Genomic DNA, 17,454 nt, shown 5'->3' on the forward strand with positions numbered 1-17,454 from the left:
GGAAAGCACCGCGACCCCGCAACCGATGACGGACACAAGCCGCAGAAGCCGGTTCCGCCACCCATTCCACCGGACAAGCCCGCTCGTCCCGGCACGCCGAAGGGGCGGTGAGGCGGGTGTCCGTGGGCGCAGAGGGGACGCAGGAGGCCCGACTGGGTCTGCTCCGCCTGATCGAGGAGTCGGTCGGTGACTTGCCCGAAGGGTGGCGGGACGCCTTCGTGGGCATCCCGCGCCATGCGTTCCTGCCCCAGGCGGTGTGGTTGCGTCGGTCGGACGGCGATCGACACGAGCGCTGCGAGCGTGACGAGGACCCCCGACGCTGGTGGTCGGCCGCGTACGCGAACGAGCCGGTGGTCGTGCAGGTGTGCGACGGTGGCGCGCCGAGACCGGGCGGGCCGGAGTGGCCGTCCTCTTCCGCGTCGCAACCCTCGATCGTGGCGGCGCATCTGTTGGCCCTCGAAGTCACCGAAGGGCACCGCGTCCTGGAGATCGGCACCGGGACCGGTTGGAGCGCCGGACTGCTCGCGTATCGGCTGGGCGACCGACACGTGGTGACCATCGAGGTGGACGCGGCGCTCGCCCGCGCCGCACGCACCCGCCTGGCCGCGCTCGGGTGGCATCCCACCGTCGTCTGGGGAGACGGTGCCGATGGCTGGGCCACCGGCGCCCCCTACGACCGAATTCTGTCGGGCGCGGCGGTGACCCACCTCCCGCCGGCCTGGATTCGGCAGTGCCGGCCCGGAGCCGTGATCGTCACGCCGTGGGCGACCGCCTGGACCGCCAACGGCACCCTCGTGGCCACCGTCGACGACCTGGGCCGAGCACACGGCCGCTTCCGCGCGGGCGGAGCGTTCATGCACCTGCGCGGACACCGCTCCCGGATCACCGACATCCGCCAGGTCGTCCTCTCGGACCAGGTCCCCGCGTCGAGCGGCACCACGCTGTCACCCTGGGACGTGGCCGGCGGCGACCCCGTCGCCGAGTTCGCGATCGGCCTGATGGTGCCCGGCGTCTGGCAGCACTGGGACGACGACCCCGACGTCGAGGGCGTACACACCCGCCTGTGGGTGGGCGACGAGGCCGGCACCTCGTGGGCGAGCGTCGACTACGACGGCCGGCAACTCGACGCCTTCACCGTGCGTCGACACGGACCGCGCCACCTGTGGAACGAGATCGAGGCGGCGTGGGCCCGCTGGTGCGCGGCCGGCCGGCCGAGCGTGGAGGCGTTCGGCTGGACCGTCTCCGCCGACGGCTCCCAGGAAGCCCGGATCCCCGCCCCCACCTCCGGTGGGCTTCCGACCATGCAGGGTGTCGAAGCGCTGTCCTGGACGCTGTGAGCAAGACCGCGCCTTGCCGCTTTCGCTCCCGGGGGCGAGCCTCGCGGCGAGAATGCGGACCACGCAAGCATCCGATCCCCCGGAGGCGCACGATGCCCGACCCGCACAGCGGATTCGCTGAGCTCTTCGACTCGTTCGACACCGACGCGTTCCGATTGGAGACCCTCGACGACTACGGCCGGTCCGGCAATGTCGACGCCTACCAAGCGTTCCTCGCCGGAAAACCGCAGGCCGCCGACTACAACGCCCCCTGGCTCGCGAAACTTCGTACGCACACGGCGGCAGGCCGCCGCGTGCATCGGGTGCACGTGCTCACTCGCCCGCTCAGCCCCTATCTCCGCTTCGAACTGGGCTGGGGATACCGCAAAAACATGACGGCCGGTGAGGAGTTCTTCATCCTCGACGTCACCGAACGCGCGAATCCTCTCGAAGGAGTGCCGGACTTCTGGCTCTTCGACTCGACCACCACCGCGGTGATGAACTACGACGAGGACGGAGCCTTCCTCGCAGCCGATGTGTTGCCGCTCGACTGGTCGGGGGAGTTCTGCCGTCTCCGTGATCTCGCGCTCGCCGAGGCCGTGCCGTTCGAGTCCTGGTGGGCCGAGTTCGGCGACCCCGCGCACTGAAGCCGTGGTCCGACGAAACATCACGACTCCGGCGAGGCAGGCGCGATGACGATCGTCGCGGCGGCGAACAGCGTCGGGAGGGCCGCCACCGTGAAGATCAACGGTAGTGGCACCCGGCCGATCAGGAGGCCCGTGGTCGCGGTGCCGGTCGAGGCGCCCGCGTTGAGTGCGGTGTTGACCCACGCGCCCACCCTGGTCCGGGAGTTCGCGGTCGCGCACGCGTCGGCCGACAGGTAGGCGGTGGTGATCGTCGGCGCCACGAAAGGGATCCGCAGCACGGCGGCATAGGAGGGAACCAGCGCGGGACGCGCGTCGGCACGAACGAAAGCGGGCTCGTCAGCCACGGTGTCGGGATTCCTCCGCGAAGTCGGCGCGACCCGGCCGCACCGAAAACCTGCGTGGACGCTCGAACGACCGACCCCGTCGACGGCGGCTCGGCCGGAGCGGTCCTACGCACAGAGGAGGAACATGCCCGGCAATCTACCAACACCCCCGCGATCTCGACCCGGTCCCGAGCCGGCCGACATCGCCCCGCACGCCCGCGGAACGCCCGAGTCCCGCGCTACTTCTTCGGCGCCGCGGTCAACCCCGTGCACGGCCGCAACGTCTCCCGGCGGTCCAGGATGCGCCTGGACTCGGCACCGGTCACCGGCATCGGCACGCCGCGCTTGTCGATCGAGGCCGGGGTGAACTTCTCGCCGACGACCTTGCCGTCCTTGATGGTCAGGGTCGCCACGCCGGTGTCGTTCGAGTTCGGGTACGGCGACGTGCCGTACCACAGGAAGTTGCCGTAGCCGTAGCCCACATACGTGTCACCCAGCCAGCCCGCGCCCTGCATCACGTGCGCGTGCGTGCCCAACACCGCCGCCGCGCCCGCGTCCGCGAGCTTGCGCGTCACGCTCTTCTGGTCCGCGCTCGGGCACTTGTCGCCCTCGATGCCCCAGTGCATGTACACGATCACCACGTCCGCCTGTGCCTTCGCCTCCCGCACCGCGCGCACCAGGCGGTCGGTCTGCAACGCGGTGGCTATCCCGGGCTTGGCGTTGCCCGCCTGGTAGAGCTGGTTGGTGATGTCCTGCACCTGGCTCGCGGCCAGGAACGCGACCTTGACGCCCTTCACGTTCTTGACGAACGGGCGGTACGCCTGCTCGGCGTCCTTGCCGATGCCGACCACGCCGATCGGCGGGTTCCGCACCGCGGCGATCGAGTCCTCCAGGCCGACCTTGCCGTAGTCCACGGCGTGGTTGTTGGCCATGCTGACCACGTCTATGCCGGTCGACTGGAGCTCGGTCAGCGCCTTGGCCGGGGCCCGGAAGTGGTACGTCTTGTTCTCCGGCGTGCCCCGCTCGGTGATCGCGCTCTCCAGGTTGAGCATCGCCAGGTCGGCCTCCGCGAGCGTCTTGCCGATCGGGCCCAGCGCGCCCTCGGTGCCGGCGTTCAGCCGCGACTGGGTGCGTTCGAAGAAGTGCACGTCGCCCGCGAGCGCGACGGTGATCTCCGTCCCGGGCGCGGCCGCGGCCGGCGGCGGCGCGGAGCCGGTGCCCGGAGCCCCCGAGGGGTCGGGCCTGCCGACCACGGGATCGGCGTCCGAGGCGTTCTTCGTCCTGCCCGACGAGTCGCCGGAGTCGGAGAGCAGTCCGCACGAGGCCAGACCGGCGATCAGCAGCGGAACGAGGCCGAGCGCGACGGTCCGGCGGCGGGGTATAGACACGCGGACAAGGTAGCCCAGCGACGTACGCGCCCGTACGTGCGCCGTGGCGTGACGAGGATTACCTCGTCCGCGTGCCACGCATCAGCCGTTCAGGGCCTCATAGACCCGGTCGCACAGCTCGGGGTGCATGTCGAAGTAGCCCTCTTCGTCCACCTCGAAGGCCCCGGTCCGGAAGCTCTCGGTGACCGTGCGCAACATCAGCGGGATCGACGCGTACACCATCGGCTCATCCGCGCCCTGCACGTAGCTCGCCACCTGGACGTCCGCGCCGTCCCAGACCGCCGCGTAGAAGTCGGCGGCCGGCGACACCAGCAGCGGCAGCCACTGCACGCCCTCCGGCTGGTCCATCTCGACCTCCTCGCGAAACTCCAGCGCCTCGGCCAGGCTGACCAGCACGTAGCCCGGTATGAACGACGCCTCGTCCACCAACTGGTCCGGCTCCTCGCGGGTGCCGTCCGCCCAGCCGAACCAGGAGACCAGTTCGGCGGGCACCTCGGCGCCCACCCGGGTACGGACCGCCTCTGCCGGCAGACCCGGCTCCAACAGGCGCACCACGGGGCGATCGAGGCCGACCAGCTCCGCCCGCACGGCGTCCAGGCCTTCGTGAACGGCGTCCATGCCACGTCCCTCGCGTTGTTCGTCTGCTTCGAATGCTTCGCGTCGCACGACCCGCGTCGATCGAGGGGCCGAGCCGAAGGGATCAAGCCTGACAGACGTTCGACCGATCGGCGCACGGTGCCTTGTTTCCGGGTTCGACGGGTAGCCGCCGAACAGACGGCCGGACCGACCGATCGAGCGAGGCATCGGCCAACCGGTCGCGGACCGCCACCGGACGACAAGGAGGGAGTGCGCGTGGACGCGTGGTTCGACCCGATCATGTCCTTCGCGGGTTCGCCGTGGGCCTACCTGATCGTCTTCCTCACCGCGCTCCTGGACGCGATGTTGCCGATCCTGCCGAGCGAGAGCTCGCTGATCGCGTGCGGTGTTTTCGCCACCGTCACGGGCTGGTCGCCCAACCTCTTCCTGCTCATCCTGGCCGGCGCGATCGGCGCCTTCCTCGGCGACAACATCACCTACGCGATCGGCCGGTGGGCCGAACCGTTCGCGAACCGGCACATGCTGAACGGCGAGCGCGGCCGACGGGCCCGCAAGCAGGCGGAACGCTGGTTGGCCGAACGCGGCGGCGCGATGATCGTGGTCGGCCGGTACATCCCCGGCGGTCGGACCGCGATCTCGCTGGTCGCCGGCATGGTCGAGTATCCGATCGCGCGATTTCGGGTGTTCACCGCGATCGCGGGCCTGACCTGGGCGATCTACGGCGTGATGCTGGGTTTCTGGGGCGGGACCGCCTTCAAGGACAGCCCGATCAAGGGCATCGGCGCGGGCCTGGCCACCGCCGCGGTGATCGCCGCGCTGGTCGAGGTCGTCCGCCGCGTCCTCGCCGCCCGCAACCGCCGCAGGCGACGCCGTGCCGGAGACGACGGGGACGGGCGTCCCGACGACGACGCGCCCGAGGAGCTCGAACCTCACACGGCGCGAACCCGCCCGGTGGACCCACCGGCGCGCTGATCCGCCCGTGCGCCGCGGCATGTGGCGACCCGGTGCCGAAACGCACGAGGCCACCGGGATGCCCCGATGGCCTGGTGCGTGTCGCCTGGTTCCGCCCGCGTGCTGCTCGCGTTACGCCGAGGGGTACGGGAGCGGCAGGACCGCGCTCGTCGGGAGCACCTCGACCTTGAGGTCGGGGTCCGGGCCCGCGCCCTGGAAGCGACCGAACTTGGGCACCGCGGTACGGCGGTACTTGGTGGTCGAGTGCTCCGGGTCCTTGTCGAACGCGGGGATGACCTTGTCGCCGAAGAGCTCGATCATCTCGAGGTTCTCCTCGTGCGTCATGCCGTCGTTGATACCGAAGACGAGCTGGTCACAGCCCACGTTCTGGTACGCCTCGACCTGCTCGCACACCTCGTCGGGGGTGCCGACGAGCATGTAGCCGCCCTTGATCAGCTCGTCGAGCAGCTCGTCGCCGCCCATCGAGAGGTCGAACGTGGGCGACGGCCAGGTGATCGCGTCCGCCGACTTCGGCATGGTGTCGTGGTACAGGTTCACCAGGGTGACCAGGTAGCCGCGACCCTTGCTGAGCGCGATCTCGCGGGCGCGCTTGCGGTCGGACAGACAGATGACGGCGTTCGTCATCATCACGTTGTTGTTCTGGTAGTCGCCGATGATCTCGACCGGGTTCTCGGCGGCTTCCTTGTATGCCTCGATGCGGCCCTTGAGGTTGTGGACCGGTTCGAAGTTGAACGCGATCGCGCCGATGCCCATCGAGCCGGCCTTGCCGAAGGTTGCCGGGTTGCCGCAGGCGACCCAGATCGGCGGGTGCGACTCGCCGTACGGCTTCGGGTGGATGTCGTGCGGGGTCGGCACGGTGAAGTGGTCGCCCTCGAACGTGTAGTCCGTCTGCGCCCACATTCGGGGGATCTCGCGAACGACCTCGTCCCACTCGGTCTTCGTCGAGTTCTTGTCCATGATGTTGAACGAGGCCATCTCGTGGCTACCCGCACCACGACCGGTGCCCCACTCGAAGCGGCCCTCGGTGATGTGGTCCATCATCGCGGCGCGCTCCGCGTAGCGGACCGGGTGCTCCTTGCGCGGCGACAGGCTGTTGATGCCGGTCGCCAGGTGGATCCGCTCGGTCTTCGCCGCGACGTAGCCGATGACGACCTCGGGGGCCGACATGTGGCTGTACTCGACCAGACCGTGGTGCTCGCCGAACCAGGCGTACTTCCAGTTGTGCTTGTCGGCCTTGATGGCCAATTCCATCTCGCGCATGAGCACGAGGTGCTCGCTCGCGCGATCGTGAGCGGCCGGACCGGGGGTGTACCCGTTCAGGAAGATGCCGAACTCCACGTGGAGCCTCCCAAAATCGCCTGGTTCAACCAGCGCTGCGTACGCCTGTATGAGGTCTGCGTACGGGACAGTATGCGAGCGTCGGCCGGAACTTTGTTTACACGTGGCTAACGTCACGTCAGATGTCAGGCGCCGCCCGGGACATCGAGCTGACGCATAGTCAGATCCTCTCGCGGCAAAGGCCGAAGATCCAGCGGAACGGCCCTTTGTGGCCCGCGACACCCCTGCTGCGACCGCGCGGAAGCGCCCCGATGAACGCACCGGAAAACACCGACCGGCCCGAAATCGAAGGGTGGTCGACAATCACCGCCGCGCTTTTAGGGCAAGATCGTTTCGACGGGCGAAATGGGGCGCGTTCAAACCGCCTTGGTACGCGCCAACAACAAGGTCACGTCGTCCCGATGACCGGTCAGGTCGGCAAGCCCGAACAGGCGCTCGGCGGTCGCCTCCAGATCCAGGCCCCGGCTGCGCTCGAAGCGGTGCGCGAGCCGTTCCATACCCCGATCCAAGGACAACTGCGGTCCCTCGACGAGCCCGTCGGTGACCAGCACCAGGGTCTCCCCCGGGGCCACGGTCAGCGTCGTGCACGGATAGCCCTGATCGGCCAGCATGCCCAGCGGCAGCCCGCCCTCGACGTCCTCGATCCGCGGCGTGCCGGCCGGATCCGCGAGCAGCAGCGGCGGGTGCGCGGCACGCGCGACCCGGAGGCTGCCGGTGGCCGGGTCCAGGTAGGCCAGCGTGCAGGTGGCGTAGGCCGGGCCGGGGAACCGGTCCAGGAAGTCGTTCACCAGGGCGAGCGTCCGGCCGGGGTCCGGGGTGACCACCGCGTACGCGTGCAGCAGGGTGCGGATCCTGGCCATGATCGGCGCCGTGCCCGCGCCGTGACCCTGGACGTCGCCGACCACCAGCGCGACCTGGCCGTCGTCCAGCGTGAACACGTCGTACCAGTCGCCGCCCACGCCGAACTCGTCCTGCGCGGGCCGGTGCCGCACGGCCAACTCCAAGCCGGCGACCGGCTCCGGGTGGGACGGCGTCACGCCCGCGCGAAACGCCTCGGCGAAGTCGCGGTACGGCGGTGGCGGGACCGGCTCGGTGCCCAGCGCGCGAGTGACCCGGCCGGCCACGTCCGGCGGCATCCCGCCCGCCGCGGAGGCCGCCGCGGCGTCGGCGTACCAGTCGGTACGGATCGCCATCAGCGTGTGCGACTCCTCCTGCCACGCGTCCGTGCTGACCGTGAGGCTGCCGTCCTCGCCCTGGTACACCCGCCAGGCGGTCGCCGGATCGTAGCGGTGGTCACGTGTCCCCGACGAAACCAACAACCGCCCGGGCTCCGCACCGACCGCACCCATGCGCCCTCCTCCTCACACCCGACCGACACAAGTCCCAACGCCCAAACCCCCCCAAGGCAACGGCCACTGCGCCGAACACCCACCCGAACCCCGCACCCGACCCGCCCAGCGCTCGACGACAACCGGCCCACAACCCAACCCAACCCGCCCTGCACTCGAGGACAAGCAGGCCACAACCCAACCCGCCCTGCACTGAGGACAAGCAGGCCGCAACCCAACCCAGCCCGCCCGGCGCCCGAGGACAAGCAGGCCGCAACCCACCCCAGCCCACCCGGCGCCCGAGGACAAGCAGGCCACAACCCACTCCAGCCCGTCCGGCGCTTGAGGACAAAGCAAGCCGCAGGCCCGCAAGCCCACGACAACGGGCAGCCACCCCAGCCCGCCCGGCGCCCGAAGACAAGCAGGCCGCAACCCACCCCAGCCCGTCCGGCGCTTGAGGACAAAGCAAGCCGCAGGCCCGCAAGCCCACGACGACAGGCAGTCACCCCAGCCCGCCCGGCGCCTGAGGACAAGCAGGCCGCAACCCACCCCAGCCCGTCCGGCGCTTGAGGACAAGGCAGGCCGCCCGCCCCACAACCCACGCCCACCGGCAACGGCAGCGCCGCGCGCGCCGCGTGCGTGTCAGCCACCCCGCCTAGCCTGAAAGGTATGTGCCGAAACATCACGACGCTCCGCGGACTCGACCCCGCCGCCACCGACGTGGAGATCGAAGCCGCCGCCCGTCAATACGTCCGCAAAGTAGGTGGCGTGCAGACCACGTCGACCCGCACCGAGGAGGCCGTCGAGCGCGCCGTCGCCGCGATCGCCGAGGCCACGAAGGTGCTGCTCGCCGAGCTCCCCGAGCGCCGCCAACCACCGCCCACCCTCCCCCCGCTACGCCGCCGCGAAGCCGCCGCACACGCCGCCGCCGAAGCCGCCCGAGCGCACACCCACCCGCACCCCCACGCTCCCGCCGAGGAGCCCGCCGACGCCCGCTGACCCCCTTCGCGAACCCCCACCAAACCCCGCCGAACCACCGCACAGACCACTTCGCGGGCCACTCCGGGGCCACTCGGATACGGGTCGGAAACGACTCGGAAAAGCCTTCGCCGACAGGCGTGGACACCCGCCTCGGACACCCGGTTGCCGGCCTCCGCCGCGTTATGGTGGATGGTCCCCGCCGCCCCCTTCGAGGAGCCTCACACACCGTGTCTGACTCGTTCGTTCACCTGCATGTCCACACCGAGTACTCGATGCTGGACGGAGCGGCGAAGAACGACAAGCTGTTCGCCGAGGTGGCCCGCCAGGGCATGCCGGCGGTGGCCATGAGCGACCACGGCAACATGTTCGGCGCCTACGAGTTCCAGGGCACGTCCAAGAAGCACGGCGTCAAGCCGATCATCGGCATCGAGGCGTACGTCGCCCCCAGCACCCGGCACGCCCGCCGCCCCGAGTTCTGGGCACCCGGCGGCAAGCGCGCCCCGAGCGAGGACGGCGAGGGCGGCAAGGACGTCTCCGGTGGCGGCCGGTACACCCACATGACGATGTGGGCGGAGAACGCCCAGGGCCTGCGCAACCTGTTCCGGCTCTCCAGCCTGGCGTCCATCGAGGGCTACTACATGAAGCCCCGGATGGACCGCGAGCTGATCGCGCAGCACCACGAGGGCATCATCGCCACCACCGGCTGCCCGTCCGGCGAGGTGCAGACCCGGCTGCGCCTGGGCCAGTACGACGAGGCGATCAAGGCGGCCTCGGCGTACCAGGACATCTTCGGCAAGGAGAACTACTTCCTGGAACTGATGGACCACGGCCTCGACATCGAGCGCACCGTGCGTCAGGACCTGCTGCGGATCGCCAAGGAACTGAGCATCCCGCTCCTGGCCACCAACGACTCGCACTACGTCACCGAGGACCAGGCCGACGCGCACGACTCGCTGCTGTGTGTGGGCGTGGGCAAGAACAAGGCCGACCCGAACCGGTTCAAGTTCGCCGGCACCGGCTACTACATCAAGACCTCCGACGAGATGCGCCGGCTGTTCGCCGAGGTGCCCGAGTCCTGCGACAACACCCTCGCGATCGCCGAGCGCATCCTGCCCTACGACGAGGTGTTCGCCGAGGTCAACCGGATGCCGCAGTTCGACGTCCCGGAGGGCGAGACGCAGGCGACGTACCTGCGCAAGAAGATCGCCGCGGGCCTCAAGCACCGGTTCGGCGACAACCCGAGCCAGGAGGTGCTGGACCGGATCGAGTTGGAGATGGGCGTGATCACGCCCATGGGCTTCGACTCCTACTTCCTCGTGGTCGCCGACATCTGCCAGTACGCCCGGGACAACGGCATCCCCGTCGGCCCCGGCCGCGGCTCGGCGGCCGGATCGATGGTCGCCTACCTCACCGGCATCACCGGCCTGAATCCGCTCGACTACGACCTGCTGTTCGAGCGCTTCCTCAACCCCGAGCGCATCAACCCGCCGGACGTCGACATCGACTTCGACGACCGCCAGCGCGACCAGATGGTGCGCTACGTCACCGAGAAGTACGGCTCCGCCTACACCGCACAGGTCAACACCTTCGGCACGATCAAGGCCAAGGCCGCGATCAAGGACTCCAGCCGGATCCTGGGCTTCCCGTTCGCCACCGGCGACCGCATCACCAAGGCGTACCCGCCGGACATCATGGGCAAGTCGATGCCGCTGGCGGGCATGTTCGACAAGGACCACGCGCGCTACACCGAGGCCGGCGAGATCCGCGCGCTGTACGAGTCCGACCCCGAAGTGAAGATGGTGATCGACACCGCGCGCGGCATCGAGGGCCTGACCCGCGGCACCGGTGTGCACGCCGCCGCGGTCATCCTGTCCTCGACGCCGCTGATCGACCTGATCCCGCTGCACCGGCGGGACAAGGACGGCGTGATCATCACCGGCTTCGACTACCCGTCGTGTGAGGCGATGGGTCTGGTCAAGATGGACTTCCTGGGTCTGCGGAACCTGGGCATCATCGATCACGCCATCAAGATCATCAAGGCCAACCGGGGTGTCGACGTCGACATCGAGAAGATCCCGCTCGACGACCCGACCACGTTCGAGCTGCTGTCCCGGGGCGACACGTTGGGCGTGTTCCAGCTCGATGGCGGCCCCATGCGCGCGCTGCTCAAGCTGATGAAGCCCACCGAGTTCGAGGACATCTCCGCCGTCTCCGCGCTGTACCGGCCCGGTCCGATGGGCATGAACTCGCACATCAACTACGCACTCCGCAAGAACGGGCAGCAGGAGATCACGCCCATTCACCCGGAGTTGGAGAAGCCGCTCAACGAAGTGCTGGGCCCCACCTACGGTCTGATCGTGTATCAGGAGCAGGTGCAGCGTGCCGCGCAGGTGTTGGCCGGCTACAGCCTCGGCCAGGCCGACCTGCTGCGCCGGGCGATGGGCAAGAAGAAGAAGGAAGTCCTGGAGAAGGAGTTCATCCCGTTCCAGGCGGGTTGTCGCGAACGCGGCTACGGCGACGAGGCGATCCAGGCGGTGTGGGACGTACTGGTCCCGTTCGCCGGCTACGCGTTCAACAAGTCGCACTCGGCCGCGTACGGCCTGGTGTCGTACCAAACGGCCTATCTCAAGGCGAACTTCCCCGCCGAGTACATGGCCGCGCTGCTCACCTCGGTGGGCGATGAAAAGGACAAGATGGGCATGTACCTGGCCGACGCCAGGTCGGCCGGCATCCGGGTGCTCTCGCCGGACGTCAACGAGTCCGTGGCCGACTTCACCGCCGTCGGCTCCGACGTGCGATTCGGCCTGCGGGCGATCCGCAACGTGGGCGACAACGTGATCAACGACATCGTCGAAGCGCGTACGAGCAAGGGGAAGTTCAACTCGTTCGCCGACTTCCTGACCAAGATCGGCCTGCCCGCGTGCAACAAGCGCGCGGTGGAATCACTGGTCAAGGCCGGGTCGTTCGACGCGCTCGGGCACACCCGCCGGGCCCTGGTGGACGTCCACGAACAGGCCCTGGACGCGGTGGTGGGCCTGAAGAAGCAGGAGGCGGCGGGTCAGTACGACCTGTTCGGCGGCGGCGACGAGGCCGCCGCGGAACCGGCCGTCGGGCTGGACTTCACGCTCACCGACCAGGAGTGGCCGCGCAAGCTCAAGCTGGCCACCGAGCGCGAGATGCTCGGCCTGTACGTCTCCGCGCATCCGCTCGACGGCGCCGAGCACATCCTGTCCCGACACCGCGACACCTCGATCACCGAGCTGAAGAACTCGGGCCGGACCGAGGGCCAGGTGCAGTTGGCGGGCCTGATCACCGGCATCCAACGCAAGGTCAACAAGAGCGGTTCGCCGTGGGCGATGATCAACCTCGCCGACCACGACGGCGAGATCGAGGTGTTGTTCTTCCCGCAGTCGTACACGCTGGTCGCGCACGCGCTGGAGGAGGACGTCGCGGTCAGTATCAAGGGCCGGCTCAACGAACGCGACGGCGCGCTGAGCGTGTTCGGCTCCGAACTGGTCCCGCTCGACATCGGCTCGGCCGAACACGGCGGCAAGGCCCCGGTGTGCCTGCGGCTGCCCACCACCAAGGTCAACGAGAAGCTGGTGAAGGACATCAAGCGGGTGCTCTCCTCACACCCCGGGGACAACCCGGTGCACCTGATCCTGGAGAGCGCGCGCATGCGCACCCGCTACAACCTGGACTTCCGGGTCAACCCCGAGGGCGGCCTCGCCGGCGAGATCAAGTCGATGCTGGGCGCGGGGGTCTGGAGCATCTGAGCCGGTCCCGAACGGACCGGACCGACCGAGGGGTCGGGAGCACGAGCGTAACCCTCGTGCTCCCGACCCCTCGGCCGTCTCCGCCGACCCTCGGCTCTGTCCGCGGATCCCTCGATCGTCTCCGCGACCGGCGACCGGGCGCGGGGTGCTCAGGTGTGCGTGCGGTCGTACTCCTCGCGCGCGATCAGCACCTGCGCCATGTGGCCCTCCAGGTGCTTGATCAGGTCGAGCAGCTTGGCCGCCGTCGCGGCGCCCAGTTCGGTGAGCGTGTACTCCACCCGGGGCGGGATCGCGCTGTGCACCTCTCGGAGCACGAAGCCGTCCCGCTCCAGCGCCTGCAAGGTCTGCGCCAGCATCTTCTCGCTGACCCCGTCGACCCTGCGGCGCAGCGCGTTGAAGCGCATCGGGCCGTCGTACAGCCCGCCCAGGACCAGCACGCCCCAGCGGCCGGTGATGTGCTCCATGGCCGCACGCGAGACACACGCCTTCGCGAACACGTCGAACTCGAACTCGGGGGTCGGGTCCGGCCCGGTCTCGGTCTCGGTTTCCATCGCTGCCCCCTTCGTCGTGTGCGTCTGCGGCTGCGTCTGCATGCCTTGAGGCTACCTCCGAGTCAGCACTTTCGAAAGTGCTGCACTTTCCTGACGCTTGCGCTTTCGAAAAGTTAGTGCAATCGTTTGGACAGCGGCCGGACGACGGGTTCGGCGCGGAAGAGAGGAAGCTCGCCATGATCGTCGTCACCGGAGCCACCGGGCAGTTCGGCCGCCTCGTCATCGACGCCCTGCTGGAGCGCGGCACCCCCGCCTCGGAGATCGTCGCCGCGGTACGTACGCCGGCCAAGGCCGCCGACCTCGCCACCCGCGGGGTCGAGGTGCGCGAGGCGGACTACGAACGGCCGGAGACCCTCGTGCCGGCCTTCACCGGCGCGGACAAGCTGCTGTTCGTGTCCAGCAACGGTCCAGAGGCGGACCGGATCGCCCAGCACACCGCCGTGGTCGCCGCCGCCGCCGAGGCGCGGGTCGGACAGTTGATCTACACCTCCATCTACGCCGCGAGCGAGAGCCCGCTGGGCCTGTCCCGGGTGCACCGCGACACCGAGGCGCGGATCGCGGCCACCGGCCTGCCCGCCGTGCTGCTGCGCAACGGCTGGTACACCGAGAACTACACCGGCTCGCTGGCCGGCGCCGTCGAGCGCGGCGCGGTCGCCGGCTCCGCAGGCGAGGGCCGGATCGCGTCCGCCTCGCGCGCCGACTTCGCCGAGGCCGCGGCCGTCGTGCTGCGCAGCGACGACCAGGCCGGGAAGGTGTACGAACTCACCGGCGACCACAACTGGAGCCTGGCCGAGCTGGCCGCCGAGGCGGCGAAGCAGAGCGGCAAGGAGATCGCGTACGTGAACCTGCCGGCCGAGCAGTACACCGAGATACTCAACGGCGTCGGCCTCCCGCCGTTCCTCGTCGAGCTGATCGTGGACGCCGACGTCCAGATCTCCGACGGCGCGCTCGCCGGCGTCACCGGCGACCTGTCCGGCCTGCTGGGTCGCCCGACCACGCCGCTCGCGGACACGGTCGCGCTCGCGCTCAAGGGCTGACCGCGCACCCGTTCCGACGCCTCCCGACAGCAAGCGCCCCGAGCACGGCGGCAAGCCGACGCCCGGGGCGCTTCGGGCGCTCTCGGCGCTTCGGGCGGCGCGGCGCCTCCCCACGTGCTCCACCGGATGGAAACCGCGCCGGGTACCCGCCCTCGGCACCCGCGTCCGGTCCCGCCCGACCGACTGCGGGGACACCACGAGCGCATACGCATCGGTGCCCGCCGGCGACACCGCCGCTTCACCGGGTGAGCGTCTCCCCCGGCGCCGCCGGGGCGAGCAATCGCCGGAGCGCGGTGGGGGTGTACCCGAGTTCCTTCCGCACGGTCCGGGAAAGGTGCGCCTGGTCGGCGAAACCGAGGTCGACGGCGAGTACGGCCAAGCCGACCTCACCGGCCTCCAACCGATCCAACACCGAACCGAGCCGAACCCGGTTCCGGTATCGGGTGATCGAAACACCCATCTCCCGGGAGAACACCCGACTCAGCCGGAACGGTGACACCCCGATCGACTGGGCCAGCGAGAGCAACGCGCCGGAGGCGGCGTCGCCGGTCGTGATCGCCTCGCGCGCCGCCGCGACCAGCCGCCGGTCGTCGGGCGCCGACTCGACCGGACGCGGTCGCGCCGCCATCCGGTCGACCGCGCACCGAATCAGGGTCAGCACCTGTTCGGCCAGCGCGTAGTCGACATCGCCGTCCTCGGCGGCCGACAGACACCGCCGGTGCGCGAGGTCGAGCGCCGCGTCGACGTACAGCGCCGAGCACGCGGGGCCGCGACCCGGCTCGCCCGCCGCGTCCGCCCACAGTTCCGGCGCGACCCGCACGGACGTACACACGTCGCCACCGGCGGGGTGCGCGAAACGCTCCTCCTGCTTCGGGACGCCGACATAGCCGACGGTCGGATCCAGGTCGACGTCGACACCGTCGACCCAACGCCGAAATCGGCCACTGCGCACCAGCACGATCCGGTGGTCGTCACGCTCCTCGGGCGATGTCCAGTCCCGATGGTCACTCCGGCACCGCACCGCACTCACCACAAACGCGGGCCGATCGACAACATCCACCACGGACAACACACCTCCACGCTACGCCCGCCCCCCGACAGCACCCCCGCGTCGGCCGCACGGCACGCCACCGCCACCCCGCTCGGGCCGGCGCCCGCTCCGCTCCACCCGCGACCCGCCTTCACCCGAACTCCACGCCCGTGCTCGCCCCGCCGCACATCGCCCCCGGCCACCCCGCGTGGTCCACGCAAGGATGTTCAAGACCCGGGGGCGCGTGGGCGGCAGGCTCGTAGTGGGCGTGTATCGCGCCTTTGATGTTTCGATTCGGACCGGAGGATTGCCGTGACGCGCATCCAAGAAGAGCGCATCGTCGAAGCCGACGCCGATGACGTCTGGGCGATCATCGGCGAGTTCGAGACGGGGCCGGTGCGGATGGCTCCCGGGTTCGTCGTGGACAGCCGGCTGGAGGAGCCGGGCACACGGTTCGTCACCTTCGCCAACGGCATGACCGCCCGCGAGCGCCTGATCGAGCTCGATGCCGAGGAGCGCAGCTTCACCTATGCGGTGACCGGCGGCAGTGTCACGCCCACCCACGACCGGGCGACCATGCGGGTGCGGCCGACGGCCGAGGGCCGCTGCGTCTTCAGTTGGACCCGCGACGTACTTCCCGACGGTGTCGTGGAGCCGATGCGGCAGGCGATGGCGTACGGCGCGGACCTGATCAAGCTCACCATGGAGGACCTGGCCAAGGCGGCCGGCCGGGCGGGTTGAGCCCGGCCGGCCGCCCCGATTCAGCCCAGTTCGGCCTCGATCAGGTCGGCCGCGCGACGGGTACCGCCCTCCGCGAGGGCATCGGCCCGCAGTCCGGCGGAGCGCGCGGCCACCTCCGGGTCCGAGGTCAGCGCGAGGAGCGCGCCGCGCAGGGCTTCCGGCGTGGCGTCCTCGGTGTCCAGGCGGCGGGCCACGCCCAGCTCGACCAGCCGATCCGCGTTGCCGAACTGGTCGACGCCCTGCGGTACGGCGATCATCGGCACACCGGTGATCAGCCCTTCGCCGCTGCCGCCCATCCCCGCGTGCGTGACGAACGCGTCGGCCTGCCGCAGAATGGCCAACTGCGGCACCCAGGAGTGCAGTTCCACGTTGGCCGGGAGTACGCCGAGGTCCGCCGGGTCGGTGTGCCGGCCGATCTGGAGCACCACGTGCCACCCCGGCAGGTCGCCGAAGGCGGCGAGGCACCGCCGGTAGAACTCCGGCTGTCGGGTGAAGGCCGAGCCCAGCGAGATCAGCAGCACCCGCTCCGCGCCGACCGGGCGGGCCCATTCCCCCTGATCCTCACGGCGGCCCAGGCACGGGCCGACGAAGTCGACCACGTCCGGGTCCACGAGTTCCGCGTTCGGCTGCATCGCGCGCGCGACGGTGGCCACCACCCGGCGCGGCCGTCCACCGAACGTGTCCACGTCCGTGGTGGTCGCACCGGCTTCCGCCAGCCAGGCGGCGAAGCGCGCCCAATACGCGTCCGCGCCCGGCAACTGCTTCATTCCGGGCAGCACTTCGTCCTCGTACCCGCGCCAGGCCACGTACGTCGGCGACAGTTGCACGATCGGCCGGTCCTGACGCTCGGCCAGCGCGCGGGCGGCGTACGCGCCGATGTCGTAGAGGTAGAGGTCCGCCGGGTCGTGGTCGTACGCCGCGCGCAGTTGCGGCAGCGCCTGGATCGCGTCGTCCAGGAACACACCCATCGCGGCGATCGCATCGGCCGGCCAGTCGTTGTCGGCGACCGGCAGCGTGGAGCGGTACGGCACGAACTCGGCGCCGGTCGGCGCGATCAGTTCGGCGACGGCGGGGTCGTTGGCGTAGCTGACGCGGTGGCCGCGATCGGCCAGTTCGCGGATGACTTCGAGGCTGGGCAGGACATGGCTGACGGCGGGGATGCCGATCATCGCGATGTGCGCACGGCGACGTGACATGGGAGTTCTCGTTTCGGATCTACGGCGGGTGGACACGGCAGCCCGACCACCCGGGCGTCGGCGCACGATGCGGGCGCCACCCGGTGCGGGCCGATCGAGGGCACGGCCCTCGCCGGTGTCAGCCGTAGAACTGAAGGAAGTACATCCCTCGACGATATCCCGAGCACTCGGCACCGACCAACCGACTTTCCGGATCACACTCATCCTGCCGCGTGGAGTCGCATGCAGGCCGA

Annotated in this window: 15 protein-coding genes; 7 read left to right on the plus strand and 8 right to left on the minus strand. The window is 70.0% G+C overall.

Going from position 1 to position 17,454, the window contains the following annotated elements; all coding sequences use genetic code 11:
- Positions 1-122 precede the first annotated feature (122 nt).
- On the plus strand, positions 123-1,337 hold the full coding sequence (locus tag ACIBSV_RS19485) for a methyltransferase domain-containing protein (protein WP_395864535.1): 1,215 nt from the start codon (positions 123-125) through the stop codon (positions 1,335-1,337).
- 92 nt (positions 1,338-1,429) lie between these two features.
- Entirely contained in the window at positions 1,430-1,963 is a 534-nt protein-coding gene (locus tag ACIBSV_RS19490) for a DUF6879 family protein (RefSeq protein WP_395864537.1), read from the plus strand.
- Between the two features lie 20 nt (positions 1,964-1,983).
- Here ACIBSV_RS19490 and ACIBSV_RS19495 read toward each other — a convergent pair whose 3' ends face one another.
- From ACIBSV_RS19495 to ACIBSV_RS19505, 3 genes are all read right to left on the minus strand, one after another.
- The gene (locus ACIBSV_RS19495) at positions 1,984-2,307 is read right to left on the minus strand and encodes a hypothetical protein (RefSeq protein ID WP_395864539.1); all 324 of its coding nucleotides are present in this window, start codon (positions 2,305-2,307) and stop codon (positions 1,984-1,986) included.
- Positions 2,308-2,525: 218 nt separating this feature from the next.
- Positions 2,526-3,674: a CapA family protein gene (locus tag ACIBSV_RS19500; protein ID WP_395864541.1), complete on the minus strand. Its 1,149-nt coding sequence runs from the start codon at positions 3,672-3,674 to the stop codon at positions 2,526-2,528.
- An 81-nt stretch (positions 3,675-3,755) separates the two neighbouring features.
- Complete coding sequence (locus ACIBSV_RS19505; protein WP_395864543.1) at positions 3,756-4,292, minus strand: hypothetical protein; 537 nt, start codon at positions 4,290-4,292, stop codon at positions 3,756-3,758.
- Between the two features lie 234 nt (positions 4,293-4,526).
- On the opposite strand from ACIBSV_RS19505, the gene ACIBSV_RS19510 reads away from it, so the two are divergent.
- Complete coding sequence (locus tag ACIBSV_RS19510) at positions 4,527-5,243, plus strand: DedA family protein (protein WP_395864545.1); 717 nt, start codon at positions 4,527-4,529, stop codon at positions 5,241-5,243.
- Between the two features lie 111 nt (positions 5,244-5,354).
- Here ACIBSV_RS19510 and ACIBSV_RS19515 read toward each other — a convergent pair whose 3' ends face one another.
- The gene (locus tag ACIBSV_RS19515; protein ID WP_395864547.1) at positions 5,355-6,581 is read right to left on the minus strand and encodes an LLM class flavin-dependent oxidoreductase; all 1,227 of its coding nucleotides are present in this window, start codon (positions 6,579-6,581) and stop codon (positions 5,355-5,357) included.
- A gap of 356 nt (positions 6,582-6,937) precedes the next feature.
- Positions 6,938-7,930, minus strand: a complete 993-nt coding sequence (locus ACIBSV_RS19520; protein ID WP_395864549.1) for a PP2C family protein-serine/threonine phosphatase — start codon at positions 7,928-7,930, stop codon at positions 6,938-6,940.
- A 648-nt stretch (positions 7,931-8,578) separates the two neighbouring features.
- Between ACIBSV_RS19520 and ACIBSV_RS19525 the strand changes: the two genes are divergently transcribed.
- Together ACIBSV_RS19525 and dnaE are read left to right on the plus strand one after the other, a co-directional pair.
- A complete protein-coding gene (locus ACIBSV_RS19525; RefSeq protein WP_395864551.1) occupies positions 8,579-8,908 on the plus strand; it encodes a DUF2277 domain-containing protein in 330 nt (109 codons plus the stop codon).
- Between the two features lie 209 nt (positions 8,909-9,117).
- A complete protein-coding gene (gene dnaE / locus ACIBSV_RS19530; protein WP_395864553.1) occupies positions 9,118-12,666 on the plus strand; it encodes a DNA polymerase III subunit alpha in 3,549 nt (1,182 codons plus the stop codon).
- A gap of 149 nt (positions 12,667-12,815) precedes the next feature.
- Here dnaE and ACIBSV_RS19535 read toward each other — a convergent pair whose 3' ends face one another.
- Positions 12,816-13,217 carry a winged helix-turn-helix transcriptional regulator gene (locus ACIBSV_RS19535; protein WP_395864555.1) on the minus strand — a complete coding sequence of 134 codons (402 nt, stop codon included), beginning with the start codon at positions 13,215-13,217 and terminating at the stop codon, positions 12,816-12,818.
- A 176-nt stretch (positions 13,218-13,393) separates the two neighbouring features.
- On the opposite strand from ACIBSV_RS19535, the gene ACIBSV_RS19540 reads away from it, so the two are divergent.
- Complete coding sequence (locus tag ACIBSV_RS19540) at positions 13,394-14,254, plus strand: SDR family oxidoreductase (protein ID WP_395864557.1); 861 nt, start codon at positions 13,394-13,396, stop codon at positions 14,252-14,254.
- 238 nt (positions 14,255-14,492) lie between these two features.
- On the opposite strand, the gene ACIBSV_RS19545 is transcribed toward ACIBSV_RS19540, so the two are convergent.
- Positions 14,493-15,275, minus strand: a complete 783-nt coding sequence (locus ACIBSV_RS19545) for a helix-turn-helix domain-containing protein (RefSeq protein WP_395864559.1) — start codon at positions 15,273-15,275, stop codon at positions 14,493-14,495.
- Between the two features lie 321 nt (positions 15,276-15,596).
- Between ACIBSV_RS19545 and ACIBSV_RS19550 the strand changes: the two genes are divergently transcribed.
- Complete coding sequence (locus ACIBSV_RS19550; protein WP_395864561.1) at positions 15,597-16,025, plus strand: SRPBCC family protein; 429 nt, start codon at positions 15,597-15,599, stop codon at positions 16,023-16,025.
- Between the two features lie 20 nt (positions 16,026-16,045).
- On the opposite strand, the gene ACIBSV_RS19555 is transcribed toward ACIBSV_RS19550, so the two are convergent.
- Positions 16,046-17,221 carry a macrolide family glycosyltransferase gene (locus ACIBSV_RS19555; protein WP_395864563.1) on the minus strand — a complete coding sequence of 392 codons (1,176 nt, stop codon included), beginning with the start codon at positions 17,219-17,221 and terminating at the stop codon, positions 16,046-16,048.
- Positions 17,222-17,454: the final 233 nt, after the last annotated feature.

This window comes from Embleya sp. NPDC050154, from assembly GCF_044460165.1.
GTDB lineage: Bacteria > Actinomycetota > Actinomycetes > Streptomycetales > Streptomycetaceae > Embleya.